Here is a 19,003-nt window from a genome sequence, read left to right on the forward strand (position 1 = left end):
CTTGCACTTTACTCTCGAGCGCGCGATCGCGTAACCCAGGCTAAGTAACACGCGATCGATATATTCAGCAAACCCTAAATAATCTGGTTTTCTGAAAATTTCACCTTCTGATCCGGCTGACTTGTGGTTTCGGTCATCGTTAATCTTGCACCTTGGGAAACTGGGATAGCACGCTTGGTTCACAAATTAGTTCCCTCCCCTAAATATAGGGGTAAGGTTCTTGTGGCGCACCCTACGGTTAGAATTTCTGGCCTTAGTCCGCTGGGAATTTTCAACGGCTACTATCACCACAGAAGATGAACGCTTCACTTTAGTTCTCTACAAATCCATCGCCATGCTGAACGGGAACGAAATAATTAGTGGATTAGCATTGGCTTTGGCGGGTTTTGCTTATGCTTTAGTATTTTTCGTTCTTCTTCCCTTCAGACAGTACGATTATGCAGCACCACTTGGGGCAATAGCAATGGCGATCGCCCTTACTATAACAATGAATTGGCTACTATCTGCATCGTTGCTAACTGGCTGGAGTTGGGTGGCTGCATTATTTGGTTTTCAGGTAGCCCTCATATTTTTTGGTAGCGTGTTTCTGGAAGATGGGCTGTACCTGCCAAATTTGTTGTTTTTTGGAACTATGAGCGTAGGATCTGCCAGCGTTTATACCAGTTTTTCACAACAAAAAACACTGGTAATTGTGGGTTTATGTACAGTATTTTTTCTAGCTTCAATGTACTTATTTTTGATTGGTGGCTATGCGATCAAAGGCAAAAATCCGTTTCAGGGTTCTTCTACCCAGAGCCTGCCACTGTTGAATCAAAGGGTAGAAATTATCACCGACAATCCCAAACAATTGTATTTGAATGGCAAAACTGGCGAGCTCACGCATATTAACCGTTATGAGGTGACAGTGAAACTAGATTCTGGAGCAGACAAGAGATTGATGTGGCCCTATGTCGATGTTTGGTGGCAGGATATTAAGGCGGCTAGCGAACAGAAATCCCAGTAATTTATATCGTTTCCGGTTGCATCGGAATAATAAAATCGAGTTGACTGTTGACTGTTGACTGTTGACGGTTAACTGTTCACTGTCAACCGTCAACAGTCAACAATCATGAGGAGTGTAACCGGAATTGATATCATTCACTATTTTAAAGCTGGTTCAGTTCCTTCTACAGGTCGCACAATTGCGGGTTTAGTGGTAGATTGTTGCTGAAAAAGTGCCTTGAGTGCCAAGTCAAGATTTTCTGCCATGACGATGCGGTTTTGGTAGGCAGCAATAACTCTGATTAAAGTTGGTAAACTATTGCGCTCGGCTTCTAAGTAAAGAGGTTCGACATACAGTAAAGATTGTTCAATGGGAATTACTAATAAGTTTCCTTGAATTGCTTTTGAACCCTCGCGATTCCAGAGAGAAATTTGTTCGGAAATAACCGGATCTTGGTTAATTAAAGCTTCTATTTGTTCCGGGCCGTAAACTAATCGCTGTTTGGGGAACAGATACAGCAGCAATTTTCCGTAATTGCCACCATCCGATCGCCCTGCAATCCAAGCAATTAAATTGTTACGACTTACTGGTGTAAAGGGAAGCAGCAAAATAAACTCTTCGGCTTTTTCAGTTGGCAGTTTGGTAATCAAATAATACGGTGCTACGGGCTGCTGTTCGCTGCCATAAATTTCATTGGGAACTCGCCACAAATCCTCCCGATTGTAAAATACTTGGGGGTCTTCCATATGATAAGTTAGCAAGCGTTCTGATTGAATGCTCAACAAATCTACTGGATATCTGATATGTTTGCGGAGAGCCGGAGGCATTTTGTCAAGGGGTTTGAAGAGTCCGGGAAAGATAGCAATCCAACTGTTAATAATCGGATCGGATCGATTGGCAACGTAGAAGTCAACAGACCCGTTGTAGGCATCAATCACTACTTTAACGGAGTTGCGGATGTAGTTAAACTCATGATTTCCGGGGTCAGAATAGGGATAACGATCGCTCGCTGTATAGGCATCGATAATCCAGTAAAGATAGTTGGGAGATTTATCCGTAGCCGAGGGTGAAGGTTTAATCTTATTGCCATTTTTATCTTGATCTTTTTCTATATCATCCTTGGTAAGATTGGCATTTGCTGCTACTAAATAAGGGTCGGAATCGTAGCGCAAAAAAGGAGCGATCGCCCGGACTCTTTTGTTAATATTTCGGCGGTACAGTAATTTAGTTTCTGGCGTAAAATTGCGCGTCAGCGCCATTTGCCAATTTTTGAGATAATTAGCAAACAGCCAGCGGCGCCACATAGAACCGATCGCTATTCCCCCCCTACCGCTGTAAGTATTGTAAACATTGTCTTCGCCGCTGGGATAGTCGAATTCTTCGACTTTTGTGGGCGCCATCGCGTCTGTATCGGTGATTTCGCCGTAGTAAATTCGCGGGTAGCCGATCGGAATACTGGCCCGAATTCGATCGCTAGTTACTCCCAAAGCAGTCTCTCCTGTCTGGGCTGCAACTCCAATATCTTTGACAAAATAATCGGGTAAACCGCCGACACCGACTGTGTTTACCGGAGAAAGAGTAAAGCCGTAACCGTGAGTGTAAACCAGGTGCTTGTTCACCCAAGTTTGAGCTTCGGGGGCAACTGCTGTGTAATCTAATTCCCGCGCTGCCAGAAACACTTGTTGGCTTTCAGAATCTCCCTTTTTTGCTTTTTCATTTTTGATTGTGTAGCGCTCGATATCGGCATCAGGAAATGTATAATAGGGTCTGATTTGCTGTAACTGTCGGGTGGTTTGCAGCAGCGGTCGCTTGTCCCATAGCCGGATGTTGCTAATAGTAAGTTGATTTTTCTTTAAGTCGGCATAAGTAAGTTTTCCGGCGGGATCGAAAGTTTTTATTTCTATATTGTTGAGGTCAAAGGCTTCTTGAGTTAAGGCTATGCTGCGCTGGAGGTACGGCTTTTCTCGTGCTAGTTCGTTGGGTTGAACTAGGAGTTGCTGCACAATTTGTGGCAGCAGCCAACCTCCCACAAAAGTTAAAGTCACCCATGCTAAAAGAATTTTTTTTATGAGTTCATTTTTAATTTGGAATTGGTAAACCTGCCACAGCATCAAAAGTGCGATCGCCCCCGCCAAAATACTCAAAAATCCATACCAGGGCAGCCGCACCGTCACGTCAGCATAATTCGCCCCGTAAGTAACGTCTCCCCGCGAATACAGCAATGCGTAGCGCCCCAGCCAGTAGCGGAATGCGGCGGCTAGCATTGAAGCTGCACCCAACCCGTACAAGTGCCGCTGCTGCGATCGAGAAAACCCCAAAAATATCCCTTGACTCAGGCTATTTCCTGACAGCAAATATGTTAAAGCACAAGATACTAAACTGTACCAAAATACAACTGTTAACCCGAATCCTAGCAAATCTAAGATTGGCAAAATAAATACATAAAAGCTAATATTTTGATTGAAAAGAGGGTCCGTTGTGTTAAAATTAATAGGGTGAAAATATTGCAAAACATTTGTCCAGCGACTCGCGGCAATCAGCCCGATCGCCAAACTGAGAAAAAGGGCGATCGCCCGCAGCCAAAAATCAGGCTTAATTGCCACAGCTAAAATTATTCCCAGCAGCAAGCCCAACTGCCACCAGTGAGAAAATAGCTGCACTGCTATTTGCTGGATTGACTCAATTCCCAACTGCACGGGCGGTGCAGGCAAATTGCCAGCTATACCGAAATAGGTGAGGCTGTTTGCAGCTAACAGCCCGCAGTGAATTACTATAAAAGTTGCGATCGAACTCAATCCGAATACTGCCAAAAGCAGCCAGGACAAGCTAATTTGGGATTTAGCAACAGGTATTTCGTAATTCTTCCCGGTGTTGTTCGCTCTCGGTGAAGCGAATAGCGCCCCCACAACGGGCGATTTTCCTTCCTCTGCGGGATGTTGCAGGCGGCGGGCTAAAGCCAAATTTCCCAGCAAAAAGACAGAAGAAACAGCAATTGCGATCGCCCCCAGCAACCCTTGAGTTTTCAGCTTTAACAGAAAAACCTGAAGATATCCAACTTCCTGAAACCAGAGAATTTCTGCTGCTATGCGGGAGGCTAACTCTACAACCAGCCATAGGCCCGCAATTAGTAGCATTATTTGATAAATTCGCCTATTAGTCATTAGTCATTAGTTATTAGTCAGTAGTTATTGGTTAAATGATAACTGATATCAAGTCCGAGCAATTACCCATGCCGAACGATGCTTTTGCCGCAAGGGTTGGAGGCATTTTTATTAAGGGTAATTGACCGGACATAATATGACTGCTGCTTTCCTGTCAACTGACTAATGACTAATGACTAATCACAAACTAGCTGTACTGCTGATTGACATCCACATCCAAATTAAACAGTGTTTGCAAAGTTTGCATCGCTTGTCGTCGCGCCTCAATATCCTGCTGAGCGCGTAACTGTACCATCGGATCGTGCAAAATCTTATTCACAATCCCCCTTGTTAAAGATTCAATCACGTCTTGATGTTTCTCCGAAAACTCCGAACCCAGACGCGATAAAGCTTTTTCTAACTCTTGTTCCCGAATCAATTCTATCTTATCCCGCAAACAGCTAATAGTAGGAACAGTTTCCAGACTGCGCCACCAGAGATCAAAAGCCTCTACTTCCTGTTCCAGCAAGCCCTGAGCTTCCATTGCCATTTTGCGGCGACTTTCGTGATTTTGAGCTACCACTGCTTTCAAGTCGTCCACATTAAACGATCGCACATTAGCGAGTTCGTTCGCATCTGAGTCAATGTTGCGTGGCACAGAAATATCAACCAACATCAAAGGGCGATTCGGGTCTAAAACCGCTTCCAATTTAGCTTTATTTAACAGAGGATCGGTAGCTGCAGTACTGGTAAAAACCAAGTCTGAACTAGCAATTACCTGCATCATTTCCGAGAGCTGATACAGGTGCAATTGAGCATCTTTAAACTGACCGGCCAACTCCAGGGCGCCCCGCACAGAGCGGTTAACGATCGAAATATTGCTCGCTCCTTTTGAGAGCAAATGCTGCACCAAAAGCCGCGACATTTTGCCAGCACCAATAATTGCAATTTTGCTGCTTGCTAAATGCTGACCCTTCATTTGAGCCAATTCTGCCGCCGCCGAACTGATCGAGACTGCACCGGTACCGATGCTAGTTTCCGTGCGAACTCGCTTCCCTGCTGTGAGAGCTTGCTTAAACAAGCGCTCTAAAATTCTGCCTACACCTTTGTACTGCTGGGCGAGTTTGTGAGTTTGTTTCACCTGAGCCAAAATTTGTCCTTCTCCGAGCACCAAACTGTCGAGGCCAGAAGCCACTCGCATCAAGTGCATCACCGCATCTTCGTGCAGCAAAATAAACAGGTGAGGGCGCAAAGACTGCAAAGGAACTTTACTGCATTCTGAAAGGAACTGAATAACCTCTCGCACACCAGGCTCCGACTCGCTGGTAACAATATAAATCTCTAAGCGGTTGCAAGTGCTGAGGATGGCAACCTCTTGAATGTGCGGGTAGCCTCGCAATTGGGCGATCGCCGCTTCAACTTTCTGTTCTGGAATGCTCAGTTTTTCGCGAACTTCTACCGGCGCTGTTTTGTGGCTGAGACCTACGACTGCAATATTCATATCTGTGATTTGTCACTATTTATTTCTTAGTTGTTAACAGTCACCTGTTATTAGTTCTTAGTTTATCGCTAATTGCTAATCACTGGTGACTGTTAACCGTTAACTGTTAATTGTTAACATTTAACTGTTAACAACTAACTAATCACTAATTCAATTGCAAAGATTTCGGCTGGTCAAACATATGGATTGTATCCACAAACCGAGCTGTTTTCGACTGAGAAGAAATTACCAAACTTTCAGTGCGAGCGCCGCCGCCAAAGAAGCGAACTCCATCCATCAGCGTTCCGGGGGTAATCCCGCAAGCTGCAAACAGAACTGTTTCTCCAGATGCCAGCTCTTCAGCATTGTAAATCTTGTCCGGGTCGGTGATGCCCATCTCTTTCAGGCGGGCAATATTGCTCTCTTTGCTTTCACCGATCAAACCAGTTTTTACGACAGCCGGATCGTAAATTAACTGCCCTTGGAAGTGACCGCCCAAACAGCGCATTGCTGCTGCGGAAATCACACCTTCGGGTGCTGCGCCAATACCCATAAGTGCGTGGATGTTGGAACCAGAAAACGCGCAAGAAATCGCTGCCGAAACGTCGCCGTCGCTGATCAGCCGAACTCTTGCACCCGCTTGCCGAATTTCATTAATTAAATCTTTGTGTCGGGGGCGATCCATGACCACCACCACCAAATCTTCAATACTGCGGCCGAGACAATCAGAGATAATTTTGAGGTTTTGAGTCGGCGTTTTGCGAATATCTACATGATTCTTAGCAGCCGCAGGAGCAGCCAATTTGTTCATGTAGAAATCCGGTGCCGCAAACAAACCACCTTTTTCAGAGATTGCCAAAACTGCCATCGAACCGTTTTGACCGTAAGCGACCAGGTTAGTACCTTCGCAGGGGTCAACAGCGATGTCAATTTCGATCAATTCATCTATGTTGCAGACATCTTTGGCATCTTCGCGGGTACAAATACCTACTTGTTCGCCGATGTAAAGCATGGGTGCGTCATCGCGTTCGCCTTCGCCGATCACGATGCGGCCGCGCATATGAATTTTGTTCATGCGCTCCCGCATGGCTTCTACAGCCACTCTGTCGGCTTCATCTTTCTCGCCTTTGCCCATCAAGCGAGCGGAGGCGATGGCTGCCTGCTCAACTACTTCGATAATCTCTAAACCGATTACATTGTCCACGAACTAGATCCTCCCAACTGCTGATGCGTGCCTTGTGCTCTTTTGCACTCCCAGCCATCAAGTTTATCAGAGGCGGGGATCTGTGCGAGCGCAAGCAGTTGCTTAGTTTGTGTTAACTTTTGCTTCTTTGAGACTGGGGCTGGAAAATCTGATCCCAACAAGCTCAGAGATTGATCGCCCCAATACTTCATTCTTGCTTGGAGGATCGCACGCTAGCCCCGTCTGAGGGCTAAATCGCGGACTCCAGAGGTTCCGGAAGAGCGATAGGCGGTTTCAGGCAACTTGTCATCCCGAGTGCCGTTAAAGGTTTTATGATTAGTTTGCGATCGCACGATTTCTCACCAACCTGGTTGCTAGACCGGATTCATCGTTACTAAACCCAATATTTTGGTAGAAACCGGGTTTCTGAGGGTAAGTCCTAATGATGATCACAAATCAAATGGACAGCCCCAAATCGGGACGCACTAGACTTTATAAGCGGAAAGGAATAAAAAATGATGATGAAAGCCCAAGATATTATGACCACAGATGTTGTTACCATTCGCGGTTCGGCAACTGTAGCTGAAGCAGTGGCGATGATGAACGATCTGTGTTTGCGCGCGTTAATTGTGGAACGCCGCCACGAACAAGATGCCTACGGCATTGTGACAGAAACAGATATTGTCTATAAAGTAGCAGCCTACGGAGTAGACCCGAAAAAAGTCCGCGTCTTCGAGATTATGACCAAACCTTGCATTACGGTCAATCCTGACTTGGGCGTGGAATATGTCGCTAGGTTGTTCGCGAATACCCGCATCCGCCGGGCACCGGTGATTAAGGACGAGCTAGTGGGCATTATTTCGGTCACGGATATATTGACAAAAAGCGATTTTGTCGAGAAGCCGAAGAGTCTTTTATTTGACGAACAAATCGAACAGGCGATCGCGGATGCCAGAACTATCTGTGCCGAGAAAGGCGCTACCTCTAGAGAGTGCGCGGTAGCGTGGGATATTGTAGAGGAAATGCAGGCTGAGGCTTCTCACCAGCGATCGATGAAACTTGAAAAAACGGCTTTTGACGAGTATTGCGAGGAAAATCCCGAGGCGGCTGAAGCCCGGATGTACGACAGTTAATTTAGTCATTAGCCATTAGTTATTAGTTATCAACTCTTATTTATGGATTGATAACTAATAGCTAACGACAGGAAATAGCTTTTTTTCGGCGAACCTCACGAAAAATAAAAATCTTAAGTGTTTGGTTGAGTCATACAAAAAACGTTCAGCTTGTTCCCATCAAGATCGCGAAAATATCCCGCATAAAACCCCGGTAACACGCCTCTTGGTCCTGCTGGCCCTTCATCCTTAGCCCCAAGTTCGATCGCTTTGTTATAAACTAAGTTGACTTTTTCTGGACTGTCAACTTGAAGAGCTATCATTACTCCATTGCCCACAGTTGCTCTATTACCATCAAATGGTTTTGTAATAGCAAGTGCTGGTCCATTGGGAGAAACACTCCATGCGATAAATCCGTCGAATTCCATGAATCGTCGAGCGCCAATTTCAGCAAGCAAAGCATCATAAAACTTTGCGGCACTTTCAATATCGTTGGTGCCCAGTGTAACGTATCCGATCATATTTTTTGTCTTTTAACTGATGTTAAGATTAAAAGAATGTTTGAGCAAATAACAACTGAGTTAAACTGATCCTTAGAAAACCCGAGCTACAACTCAAACATTATTTTACATCATAACTCAAACGTATCCGCTCAATAATCCGGGGTAAAGCGCTCAACGATGCACCTCAAATGACGCAAAATCGTTCCTAAGTGGGTAGTCCGCCCCGAATTATTGAGCGGATACCCAGCACTCACTATCGGGATAGCAGTCGCCAAATCTGTTAGGACAAGTCAGCATTAGACGCAGCGTACTTTGTGAATTGATCGTTGTCCTAAGCCTCTTGTTCGTTGCTATAACTGGCTTTGGCAGAACAGCCGATTAGGAATTACAGCAGCACAAGGGGCTGGCTTAACGCCTTGGGGATGGGCTTGGAATGAGCTAGCTACCTACCCCACAGTTTTTTGACGCACGACCCATGATGGCTACTAGAGCCGGTCACAGCGGTTGTACCAACACCGCGGTGCCATAGCAAAGGACTTCGAGAACCCCTTGGGCGAAGCCTTGTGTTTGGATACGCACGCCCACGACTGCATTGGCACCCTTTCCGCTAGCAACTTCGCACATTTTATTAAAGGCTTCCTTGCGCGTGTTTTCGTCAAGCTCGTAGTAGGCGCTGAGCTTGCCGCCCGTCAGGGCTTGGAGACCGCCTAGGACATTGCCGGCGGCTCCGACGGCGTTCACTGTTAAGGCGTCCACGACGCCTAAGTTCCGCACAACTACGAAGCCTGCAATGTCACTGGTCGTTGATGTCATCATAATGTCACTTCTCCTTGCATATGTTGCGCCCGAGGACGCTTACGCCATAGTATACTCGGCGGAGGTGATGTTAACATCACCAAGACTTCGCTAGTTTAACCCCTTTCTGGTGAACTAGGAGCGGCTGATGGATGTTCTTTTTCCCACTTGTCGAGATGTTTTTTCAAATTGATAACATATTGAGCTATAAAATGATCGTATATGCCATCATGGCGTTCTATTGCACGCCACATTATACTCTTCATAATCTCAAGAGGATTTAATGAAAGCACGATCTTCAGAGAACCTGGATCGAGTTTAAATGAATTCTTGAGGTATCCAGTCACCCTGTCTAACCACTTATCGACAATCCCAAAGCTCTCATCTTGAAGATCGCCATTACCATCAAATAATTTGAAATGTCCAGAGTGGTGGTAGTCAATGATGAAAAGAGTATTGAGTAGTGTATAGTCGAACTTGGGGATAGAATGGAAGACATTGGGCAGCTTAAGCTCAAAATCTGAAGGGCCAAGGGGAAGAAAAGGCACTATATCGTTGTTATTAACAAAACGGAATGTTCGGTGTTTAAACTTCTCGTCAAATACTGTGGCAAATTTATGATCGCAAACTTTGGGCTGCCCGTAGGTATACAAACCATTAGGAATCTTCTCATTGTATTTTTCGTCAAAGAGGCACATAGCAGCAGCCAGTTTTGCTAGAGCTGCTCCTAAGCTATGTCCTGTAATCCAGAGTGTTCTTTCTCCCCTTGCTTCTGGTTTAATCTGTTCCCACACCTCAGGCCAAACGGACATCATAGATTCATAAAATCCGTTATGTACACCGAATCCATCAGCAAATTGCCTAGAGTGGATCAATTGAAGATCGGTGAAGCAATCAGCTACCTCGTGAGTCCCTCGAAAAGCGACAATAATTACTTCATCGTTTTTGAGGATTAGAGCTTGACTATTTGAGCAAAGAACAGTGAGTCCCTGTTTCCCAGCTAAACCGAATTCGTTGCCCGTAATAAAGTAACTATCTGGAAAATTTTTCAACCAATTCTCTAATTTGGTATAGATTTCTTCGGCTTGTTGTGAGTTTTGTTGGTCTATTCTTTTTATTTCTTTTTCTATAGCTTTTTTGTCTAGCTGGAGCTTTCCTGACTGCTCACTATTTAACAAATAAGCTAAAAAACTAGCTAGTGCTAATGAATAAGCATTGTAATTACTATAATTCTCTGCTTTTGCATCAAAGTAGTATTTGTCAAAGTGATTTCCGGTTAGCACCCCATGTAGCTGGACTCTAAGTAAATTGGTGAATGTCATATCGCCAACTTGTGTTCCCAGTTTGCCAAATTTGTCTCTAAAATTACCAAGCATAATTAATTCTCCAATTTATAAGACATCGGTGAACAATTTAGTGTTCAATCACTAATTTTTTTCCACTGTGCAAGGGGTACAGTATCCCAGTATCCGTTCCCTGGAATTTAGCACATCAAACTCTGTGTTCCCCGCTAAATCAAACAGCATGATGGTACTGGAGCCGGTTACAGCGGTGCGACCAACACCGCTGTGCCATAGCAGAGGACTTCGAGAACCCCCTGGAGGTAGCCTTGTGTTTGGCAGCGCACTCCAATGATCGCATTGGCGTCCATTTGACCAGCACGCTTGCATATTTTATCATAAGATGGATGTATCCGCTCAATAATTCGGGGCTGACTACCCACTCAGGAACGATTTTGCGTCATTTGAGGTGCATCGTTGAGCGATTTACCCCGGATTATTGAGCGGATACACTCAAACTATCTCAGTTTTGTCCGCTCCAATGATTTATTGACGATCGCTAATACATTCGGGAGTATCTCTACTTGGACTGTTGACGATCGCACTTACCGCCTTTGCTTTCATAGCTTCGGAAGCATACGGCTTTAACAGGGGCAAAACTTCCTGAGCATTTTTAACAGCAGGATCTAGCCACTGTTCCCAATCGCTGTCGGGGAGAATCACTGGCATTCGATCGTGCATTGGCTGCACTGTTTCGTTAGCATCCGTAGTAATTATACTGCAAGATACAATGTTTTCTTTTTCAGGAGATTCCCAATTTTCCCACAAACCGGCAAAAGCAAAAGGTTCGCCGTCTGCCTTTTGAAAATAGTAAGGCTGTTTGTTCTTTCCCTGCTGTTGCCATTCGTAGAAACCGTCAGCGACTATCAAACATCGCCTGTGCTTGATGGCGCTGCGAAAAGCAGGTTTTTCCGCTACAGTTTCCGATCGCGCATTGATCATCTTGCTGCCCATTTTCATGTCTTTTGCCCAACTTGGAATCAGACCCCAGCGCATAAATTGAAACTGTCGCTGCATTTTTTTTGTTTCAACTGTTACTGTGGCAACTGATTGAGTTGGGGCGATATTGTATCGCGGTTTGATGTCGGGAACTTCCGACAGTTTGAAGAACTCGGCGATGATTTGACCTGAAGTAGTTAAAGTGAATCGTCCGCACATAATTTATAGTTGGTATTAACGCGGTTTTTATCGATTCCGACAGTTCGACAGTCGGGTAATCCGGCAGTCCGGCAGGGGTTTAAACCCCTGCCTCAAAGCTAAAGTCGGTTAAAACCGACTGGAAATAGGATCTCAATATCTATCTATTTTAGTCCTTTTTTACAGGGCTTGAGCTATGAGATAGGGGTTAAAAACCCCTGTCGGACTGTCGGACTAAACCGGGCGGGCGGGACACCCCACACGAAAATCCATTCTTTGTGGAACAGGCATCTTGCCTGTTCTTGCGATTTACCGTTGGGTGCGGGTGGGTTTTCGAGATGATTGGTTTTAGGCAATTATTGTTGGTAAAACTCCACCCTACGAGACGTTGCTAAATTGTGGAACATTCGCAGACAACCATTCGGCGCGCAACTTTTCAATAGCTAATTCTTTAAATTTAGCTTCTACTTCAATCCAAGGAGCCTGATAATAGCAATTAGGCATTTCTGTAATTAAATCGCTGTGGCGCGGATCGGCAAAAAATTCTCTGCCATTCGATATGTGTACTAATTGCCATTCAGGAACAGACCAAGTTGTGCGGGCTGCTGCGAGCATTTCGGCAACGCTGGGATCGTCGTAAGTTTCTAAATGTTCGTGGATGACGTGGTGGTGGGCGTCAAAAACCATTGGTACGCCGGTATCGAGACAAACTTCTAAAATTTCCGAGGAACTGTAAGCGTATTCGTCATTTTCAAAGGTTAAGCGCGATCGAATGGATTCTGGCAAGTCGCGGATGACTGATGTGAGCTGCGAAGTGCGATCGCTCTTGCCGCCGTGAATGTTCATCAGTGCCTGGGGCGATCGGGGCTGACCCAACATATCTAAAATTAAAGCATGAGTGGCGAGAATTTTAATGCTGTTTTCAACCACAGAAAGCTTGTCGGAACTGAGGACGACAAATTGATCCGGGTGGAGTACCAAGCGGATGCCCAAAGAGAGGGCGCGATCGCCCGTCTTTTGCAATTCCTCGGTCATTGAGTGTAGCACTGCTTCCCCCAAATCTGTATCTGCAAAAGGGAACAGTGCAGAAGTCATGCGGTAGAGCTTAATGTGATTAACGGAACAGAAGTCGATCGCTTTGTCAAGCCGCTTTAAGTTGTCTGTATAAAGCTCGCGCAATACAGTTTCTTGTTCTGTTTCCGAAAGCTGTAAAAGTCTCTTCCGCGTCACAGTGCGAAAGCGAACGGCATCGGATGTGGTAATACAGACTAATCCCAATTCCGGCAATTTTTCCTGTTCCACTACTTGGTTCATCCCGCTCATTGAGTAATAATTCCTAACTTTTATTTTATGTTAAATAAGTTTCTCGTAAGGACTTGAGTTTTTAGTCTAGAAGTTTTTAGGTATTACTGCACCTGGCTGAATAGTCCGCCCTAGATTGAAATCCCTGGCGGACTATGGAAGTGCAAAATGTAATTAGTACAAACCTACTTTTTATCAAACATCTAATCAATCGCGTCGCAGATAGCATATCGATGACAATTTAATCGATATAACTATTGCTGTTCTTCGCCAGACTCAGCCTCTTCGCCGGGCCGCGCGGTGGCAACAGGATTTTCCATTGCTTCGTTATGGAACGGATAACCGGATGTTTCTTGATTGAGCGGGTCAGCGGGTTGGTCTTCAGGGGATGTAATTTGACCGTTAGTATTGGTATTGGGTTTTGTGGAAGAGCCTTTATGGCTGGCGTGACCGCTACTCATCTTTTTTTCCTCAATTAGGTTTATGGAACAATTTCTAGCTTAGACTTAGCGGCTGCGGGCGATCGCCTATCTTAAGTCAGAGATGTGGCTTAATAGTTGAGGATGCTATAGGACTCCTGGCATAAATTGTGAAATCTTTCTCTTCTCTTCTCAACATTCGCATCAAGAGAGTCTTCGCGGTTCCTTCACAAAAAAGCCAGTTGCGCGTTTCCCGAAAGGATTACTATATCTCCTGATTTTCCCCATTGCCCCTTTTCAATCAACTCCGCAAACGCCCTGACCTGAGAATACTAATAATTAACCAAAAACCCAAAAAACTCGCCGCCCCAAACAAACCAGTGCTCAGAAAAGATAGCTGAGAAGTTTGCGCGTTAGAAGAAATAATTGCCGCCCCCACAATCAGCGAACCCACGACAATACTAAAAGAAAGTCGGTTCGCAGAATCCCCCAGAGTGCGGCGCAGCGGGTCGAGTTCTTTTAGGGTCAAGTTCCACTTCAAAGTTTCCGAAGTAACCCGGTCTAAAAGCACTTCCACCTGTCGCGGAGATTGCAAAGATAAGCTTTTCAGATCCAGGGCAGTTCTCAGCAGAGCTTGGATCGGATCATCTCCTAATAACTGACGCCGAAACATATCGGTCATCAGCGGTTTCACTTGCTCTACAATATTAAACCGGGGATTAAAAGAGCGCGCCAGTCCTTCCAAATTCGCTAGAGTTTTTGCATACAAACCGAGATTGCTGGGCAGCCGAATTTTATTTTTGCGGGTGATTTCCAGCACCTCATAAAAAATTTCCGACAAGTTCATTTGCGACAAGCTCACATTGTAATACTTGCGGAGCATTCGAGCTAAATCGTTCTCTAGATTAACTAAACTTGTCGGCTGAGCAAATTCTGCCATTTCCAAAGTTAATTGAGCGCAGCGCTGAGCGTCTAAATCGACAATTGCCAGCAACATTTCGGTCAAATTTTGCTGAGTTCGCGGGTCTAATCTGCCGACCATGCCGCAGTCCAGCAAAGCTATGCGGCCATCTTTGAGATAAAATAAATTGCCGGGATGCGGGTCTGCGTGAAAGAATCCGTCGATGTACAACTGCTGGAAGAAAACGCGGCAAAGCAGCGTGGTAATTTCTTCGCGTTCGGCATTTACATCTCCTTTTTGGCGAATTCCTTGCAAATCGCCTAACAAAATCGGGACTCCGTTCAGCCACTCCATGACTAAGAGTTTCTTTGTAGTCAACTCCCAGTTAATTTCTGGTAGGACAACTTGTGTGGGGTCAAACCATTTACTTTTAGATAAATTGCGGCGCAGTTCGTCTGTATAGCTGGCTTCTTGAATGAAGTCTAGTTCTGCACGCAGGGCGATCGCAAATTCTTCAGCTAGGGCGACAATATCGTATTGTTGACCAAAGTCTGTGAGCATGACAAGTTCTGCCAAACCTCGGAGCACGGCGATATCTTGTTCGATGACAATATCAATACCAGGGCGCTGAACTTTGAGGGCGACTTCGCGACCGTCTTTTAAAGTAGCTTTGTGGGTTTGGGCGATCGAACCTGCAGCGATGGCTTCGGTGTTAAATTTGGCGAAGGTATTTTCGAGAGATTGTGTGAGTTCCAGGCGGACGATTGCTTCTACTTGCGACCACGGTACGGGCGGCACTTCCGCTTGTAGCGTGGAGAGAGTTTCGATATAGCTGGCCGGTAAAAGGTCGGGACGGGTGCTCAGCAATTGACCCAATTTGACAAATACTGGGCCTAATTCGACGAGGATATTGCGGAGAACTGCTGGAGTTGGGAGACTGGGTGCGTCGGTTTTGCGGCCGGTTAGGAGGCTTTTCATGTAGTCCCAACCGTTGCGGAAGACGACCTCTAGAATTTCTCCTTTGCGAGAAGTGTTTTGAACTAGGCTAAACAAGGGGCCTCCGGGTCGATCGGGTTTAAGGGCTATATAACTACTAGGATAGCGCTGTTGACCGGGCTGACCAGTGTCTTGGGGAATAACTTGGGGGAAAAAGTGCGATTCCCTACGGGATAGCTTCGCTTCACGAATTTTGGGGTGTGGGGGCGATCGGTCTTTGGCCGTGGCATTAATCCTCATGGTAATATACATTTAAAGCAGACATCATATTTTTATAATTAAATTTATTGAGTTGAAAAGATGTGTCAAAGAATTGAATGAGTAAGTTATTACAAACCAGATTCTCAATGTGTTTAATACCGTATAAGAGACATGATTGCCATCCAATTTCCTACCAACTCGATCGAATTATCCATCAACTTAACTGACGAGCAATTTTTTCAGCTTTGTCAGCACAACCGCGATTATCAATTTGAACGTACAGCATCAGGGGAATTAATTATTATGCCACCGACAGGCAGTGAAACTAGCAGGCGTAATGCCGATTTAACATCTCAACTCCGAGTCTGGAACCGTGAAACTAAACTGGGAGTAGTTTTCGACTCTTCGGGAGGCTTTACACTCCCCAATGGTGCCGATCGCTCTCCTGATGCCTCTTGGGTCAAAAAAGAACGCTGGGATGCTTTAACACCCGAACAAAAAGAGAGTTTTGCTCCTTTGTGTCCCGATTTTGTTGTTGAGTTGCGTTCTCGGACTGATTCCTTGAAAAAACTTCAAGAGAAAATGCAAGAATATATAGATAACGGTGCTAGATTGGGTTGGTTAATTGACAGGCAAAATCGGCGTGTTGAAATTTATCGCCCCGGTCAAGATGTTGAAATTATCGAAAATCCGGCCACTCTATCAGGGGAAGATGTACTGCCTGGTTTTGTGTTGAATTTAGAAGAAATTATGTAAATAAATTAAATAGTAAGGCACAACACAGATTCAAAAACGAATGCCTGGATAAACAGCGATGAATAGTTGGTGTATCCGCCTGCAGAATCCGTGTCGTGCGGCCTCATCTCACCTTCACAGCAAATCTTTCAATTTCTCATCTTCTCCCAACACTTTAATTACCTGTTTAATCTCCTGCGTCCTGTCCTTTTTCACAATCAAAGTCACATTGCCATCTCTGACAACTACCACATCTTCTAAACCAATGGTGACGATGACTTCATTCTCATCTGCTGCATAAAAAATGCCGCCCTTAGTATCAATTCCGACGTGTTTGGCTAATTCGACATTTGGCTTATCTCCTTGCAGCAAACGACCGATCGCATTCCAATCACCCAAATCGTCCCAGCTAAAGCCTACAGGCAAAACACAGGCTTTTTGCGTCTTCTCCATCAGCGCGTAATCGATGCTAATTTTGGGTAATTCCGAGTAAGCCTGTGCGCCTTTTGCTTCCAAAGCTGCCATCATTTCTGGTACATGATTTCGCAATTCTGTCAAGACTGTTCCAACTCGAAATACAAAAATTCCGCCGTTCCAACTAAACTTACCGCTGGCTACAAATTCTTCCGCAGTTGTGCGATCGGGCTTTTCCGTAAATCTGGCAACCCGATAGGCCCGAAAACCTCCAAAACTGCCAATTTCCTCGCCTTGTTCGATGTAGCCGTAGCCGGTGGAAGCATAACTCGGTTTTACTCCCAAAGTGGCGATCGCATCCTGATTTTTCGCCAACTCGGCCGCCGCCTCCAAAGTCTTGACAAACTCCTCGGGTTCCCCAATCCAGTGATCCGCCGGGAAAAACCCGACAACCGCATCTTCACCGTAACGCTTCGCAGTTTCTATAGCAGTCCAGGCCACCGCCGGCGCCGTATCCCGACCCTCCGGTTCCGCCAGCAAATTCTCAGGAGGCAGCAGCGGCAACTGTTCGCGGACTCCCGCCGCCAACATTTCCGACGTTACCACCCACAAATCGTCCCAACCGTTACCTAATGTTAATAGTCGATCGGCAGTTGCTTGCAGCAAACTCTTGCCGCTACCGTCGAGACTCAAAAACTGTTTGGGGCGCTGCTTGCGGCTGAGAGGCCAGAAACGTTCGCCTTTACCGCCGGCGAGAATTACGGGAATTAAGGTTTTGGTCATGATTTGAAGTTAAACGGTTCTAATCTATTTTGCCTGACACTTGAGGGATTGAAACGATCGTGATATTATTGATCGAACTAATTAATTGTTGGCAGCGTGGCGTTAACGCGCTACGTTTTTTATTTAGTAGAAATTTAAAAAATGCTTAGGAGGGATTTTTGGTCATCTTGTCAATCCAATTAGCATAAAACGATACCCGCGTGTCGCCGGAAATTTCCCCGAAACTGCCATTGTCGTCAATTTTATCAATATCGGCGATGTTTGTTTTGAAAAATCCCCGATCGCTATAACCCCAAGAACTAATCCCCGCAATCTTCCCATCAACAAACGAAGGTCCGCCGGAATCTCCGCTAGCCGTAGCTATCTCATTTTTCCCCAAACCCCGATCGCGCAACCTCGGAAAATGCCTCCCCAAAGCATCGTGTTCGCTAGTTCCCGCGTCAAAATCAAAGATTAATTGACTTCCCAAAACCAATTCCGACATATCTAATTCTGTAGCATCTTTCAAAACATCAATTAAAGCATCATAGCGATTCTGTCCGCTATATCTTTTCGCCTCCGAATTAGAATTTTCATCTTGTCCCTTTGCACCTAAACCGATATATCCATATCCAACTTTTGTCAATATTTTCCCAACTTCATTTTTATTTCTATTTATTTCGTACTGTTCGATACTTGGCGGCGCGGCTTTTTTCAGCTTCAAAATAGCAATATCGTTGCCAACTTCCGATTCGTAACCAGTCCAGCCCGGATGGATATAATATTTACTAACGGGGATGGTAACTTCACCCCTAGGCAATTTAAATATTGCTTTAATTGCCGTTTCAGCAGGAACCTTAACTCCGCCTTCATTCAGACAGTGGGCCGCGGTGAGAACGTGCAACCCTCCCATTAGCAGCGAACCAGTACAGAAAGTTGAATCCAGATAGGCAACGCCTGTATATTGATTTAAAGCTAAAGGTTTACGGGAACTGCTGTCAGGAAAAGCGCTAATTATCGATGGGAGCATGTCACTTTTGCAGTGAGCAATTATACTCATGCAGGTTTTACCTGATTACCAATTAAGCCGTTTAAGTAAGCACAACGATGAGCTAATACTTGTCCCACATGTTCTGATTTCCAACTCGCTCCAGATATTTTAATTCGTCTGCCTATTTGCTTAATGCCTGATTCTACCGCTCCTGAACCAATTGAACAGATGCCATCAAGAGAGAGGATTTCATAGTTGATAATCCTTTTTTTGTGCTTTTCTAAATATTTGCAAAAATTCACTGCTGATTTGTTCTTGAGCTTTGTAAATAGAGCTGCCGCACTCTCTACATTTCCTTTCCACAAGTATGCTTCTGCTTGCTTAAGTCGCTTAATTGAACCGCCTACTTTCTGAAGATTTTCGTTGAGATGGTACCAATCGAGAATTTCTCTTCTCTGGTGTTCACTACTGATTTCCTTAAATATATTCCATACTCAGGGTAAGAGCATCTCAATCAAGCTTGACAAAAGGAGTTGAGAACAGTCATCATATAATCATTATTCATAGAAGCCTGTTTGATTTTTTGACGAAGACTACGTTGCAATGTTTT

At 45.1% G+C, this 19,003-nt stretch carries 16 protein-coding genes and 1 pseudogene; 3 read left to right on the top strand and 14 right to left on the bottom strand.

Going from position 1 to position 19,003, the window contains the following annotated elements; all coding sequences use genetic code 11:
• Positions 1-220 precede the first annotated feature (220 nt).
• A complete protein-coding gene (locus QUA04_RS24020; RefSeq protein WP_333261695.1) occupies positions 221-1,003 on the top strand; it encodes a hypothetical protein in 783 nt (260 codons plus the stop codon).
• Between the two features lie 137 nt (positions 1,004-1,140).
• Here the strand turns inward: QUA04_RS24020 and QUA04_RS24025 are convergent, their stop codons facing one another.
• The 3 genes from QUA04_RS24025 to glpX form a co-directional block, all read right to left on the bottom strand.
• On the bottom strand, positions 1,141-4,143 hold the full coding sequence (locus QUA04_RS24025) for a UPF0182 family protein (RefSeq protein WP_333261698.1): 3,003 nt from the start codon (positions 4,141-4,143) through the stop codon (positions 1,141-1,143).
• Between the two features lie 187 nt (positions 4,144-4,330).
• Positions 4,331-5,623 carry a glutamyl-tRNA reductase gene (locus tag QUA04_RS24030; protein ID WP_333261701.1) on the bottom strand — a complete coding sequence of 431 codons (1,293 nt, stop codon included), beginning with the start codon at positions 5,621-5,623 and terminating at the stop codon, positions 4,331-4,333.
• 145 nt (positions 5,624-5,768) lie between these two features.
• Entirely contained in the window at positions 5,769-6,806 is a 1,038-nt protein-coding gene (glpX, locus tag QUA04_RS24035) for a class II fructose-bisphosphatase (RefSeq protein ID WP_333065996.1), read from the bottom strand.
• Positions 6,807-7,300: 494 nt separating this feature from the next.
• On the opposite strand from glpX, the gene QUA04_RS24040 reads away from it, so the two are divergent.
• Positions 7,301-7,918, top strand: a complete 618-nt coding sequence (locus QUA04_RS24040; protein ID WP_333261704.1) for a CP12 domain-containing protein — start codon at positions 7,301-7,303, stop codon at positions 7,916-7,918.
• A 113-nt stretch (positions 7,919-8,031) separates the two neighbouring features.
• Here QUA04_RS24040 and QUA04_RS24045 read toward each other — a convergent pair whose 3' ends face one another.
• From QUA04_RS24045 to QUA04_RS24075, 8 genes are all read right to left on the bottom strand, one after another.
• Positions 8,032-8,418: a VOC family protein gene (locus QUA04_RS24045; RefSeq protein WP_333261707.1), complete on the bottom strand. Its 387-nt coding sequence runs from the start codon at positions 8,416-8,418 to the stop codon at positions 8,032-8,034.
• Positions 8,419-8,895: 477 nt separating this feature from the next.
• Positions 8,896-9,216, bottom strand: a complete 321-nt coding sequence (locus QUA04_RS24050; RefSeq protein ID WP_333261710.1) for a heavy metal-binding domain-containing protein — start codon at positions 9,214-9,216, stop codon at positions 8,896-8,898.
• A gap of 95 nt (positions 9,217-9,311) precedes the next feature.
• On the bottom strand, positions 9,312-10,571 hold the full coding sequence (locus QUA04_RS24055) for a lipase family protein (protein ID WP_333261713.1): 1,260 nt from the start codon (positions 10,569-10,571) through the stop codon (positions 9,312-9,314).
• Between the two features lie 167 nt (positions 10,572-10,738).
• On the bottom strand, positions 10,739-10,918 hold the full coding sequence (locus tag QUA04_RS30035) for a heavy metal-binding domain-containing protein (RefSeq protein ID WP_445242359.1): 180 nt from the start codon (positions 10,916-10,918) through the stop codon (positions 10,739-10,741).
• Positions 10,919-11,021: 103 nt separating this feature from the next.
• A complete protein-coding gene (locus tag QUA04_RS24060) occupies positions 11,022-11,693 on the bottom strand; it encodes an SOS response-associated peptidase (RefSeq protein WP_333261716.1) in 672 nt (223 codons plus the stop codon).
• A gap of 357 nt (positions 11,694-12,050) precedes the next feature.
• Positions 12,051-12,995 carry a UV DNA damage repair endonuclease UvsE gene (uvsE, locus tag QUA04_RS24065; RefSeq protein ID WP_333261719.1) on the bottom strand — a complete coding sequence of 315 codons (945 nt, stop codon included), beginning with the start codon at positions 12,993-12,995 and terminating at the stop codon, positions 12,051-12,053.
• 233 nt (positions 12,996-13,228) lie between these two features.
• Positions 13,229-13,435, bottom strand: coding sequence for a hypothetical protein (locus QUA04_RS24070; protein ID WP_333261722.1), 207 nt, complete (start codon positions 13,433-13,435; stop codon positions 13,229-13,231).
• A gap of 259 nt (positions 13,436-13,694) precedes the next feature.
• Positions 13,695-15,347: an AarF/ABC1/UbiB kinase family protein gene (locus QUA04_RS24075; protein ID WP_333261733.1), complete on the bottom strand. Its 1,653-nt coding sequence runs from the start codon at positions 15,345-15,347 to the stop codon at positions 13,695-13,697.
• A 315-nt stretch (positions 15,348-15,662) separates the two neighbouring features.
• On the opposite strand from QUA04_RS24075, the gene QUA04_RS24080 reads away from it, so the two are divergent.
• Entirely contained in the window at positions 15,663-16,247 is a 585-nt protein-coding gene (locus tag QUA04_RS24080) for a Uma2 family endonuclease (RefSeq protein ID WP_333261725.1), read from the top strand.
• A gap of 114 nt (positions 16,248-16,361) precedes the next feature.
• Here QUA04_RS24080 and QUA04_RS24085 read toward each other — a convergent pair whose 3' ends face one another.
• From QUA04_RS24085 to QUA04_RS24095, 3 genes and pseudogenes are all read right to left on the bottom strand, one after another.
• On the bottom strand, positions 16,362-17,423 hold the full coding sequence (locus QUA04_RS24085; protein WP_333261728.1) for a mannose-1-phosphate guanylyltransferase: 1,062 nt from the start codon (positions 17,421-17,423) through the stop codon (positions 16,362-16,364).
• Between the two features lie 145 nt (positions 17,424-17,568).
• Positions 17,569-18,432: a trypsin-like serine protease gene (locus QUA04_RS24090; RefSeq protein ID WP_333261730.1), complete on the bottom strand. Its 864-nt coding sequence runs from the start codon at positions 18,430-18,432 to the stop codon at positions 17,569-17,571.
• A 26-nt stretch (positions 18,433-18,458) separates the two neighbouring features.
• A pseudogene (locus tag QUA04_RS24095) lies at positions 18,459-18,887 on the bottom strand (ISKra4 family transposase); the annotation flags it as partial.
• Positions 18,888-19,003 lie beyond the last annotated feature (116 nt).

It is taken from the genome of Microcoleus sp. S13_C5 (assembly GCF_036700845.1).
Classification (GTDB): Bacteria; Cyanobacteriota; Cyanobacteriia; order Cyanobacteriales; family Microcoleaceae; genus Microcoleus.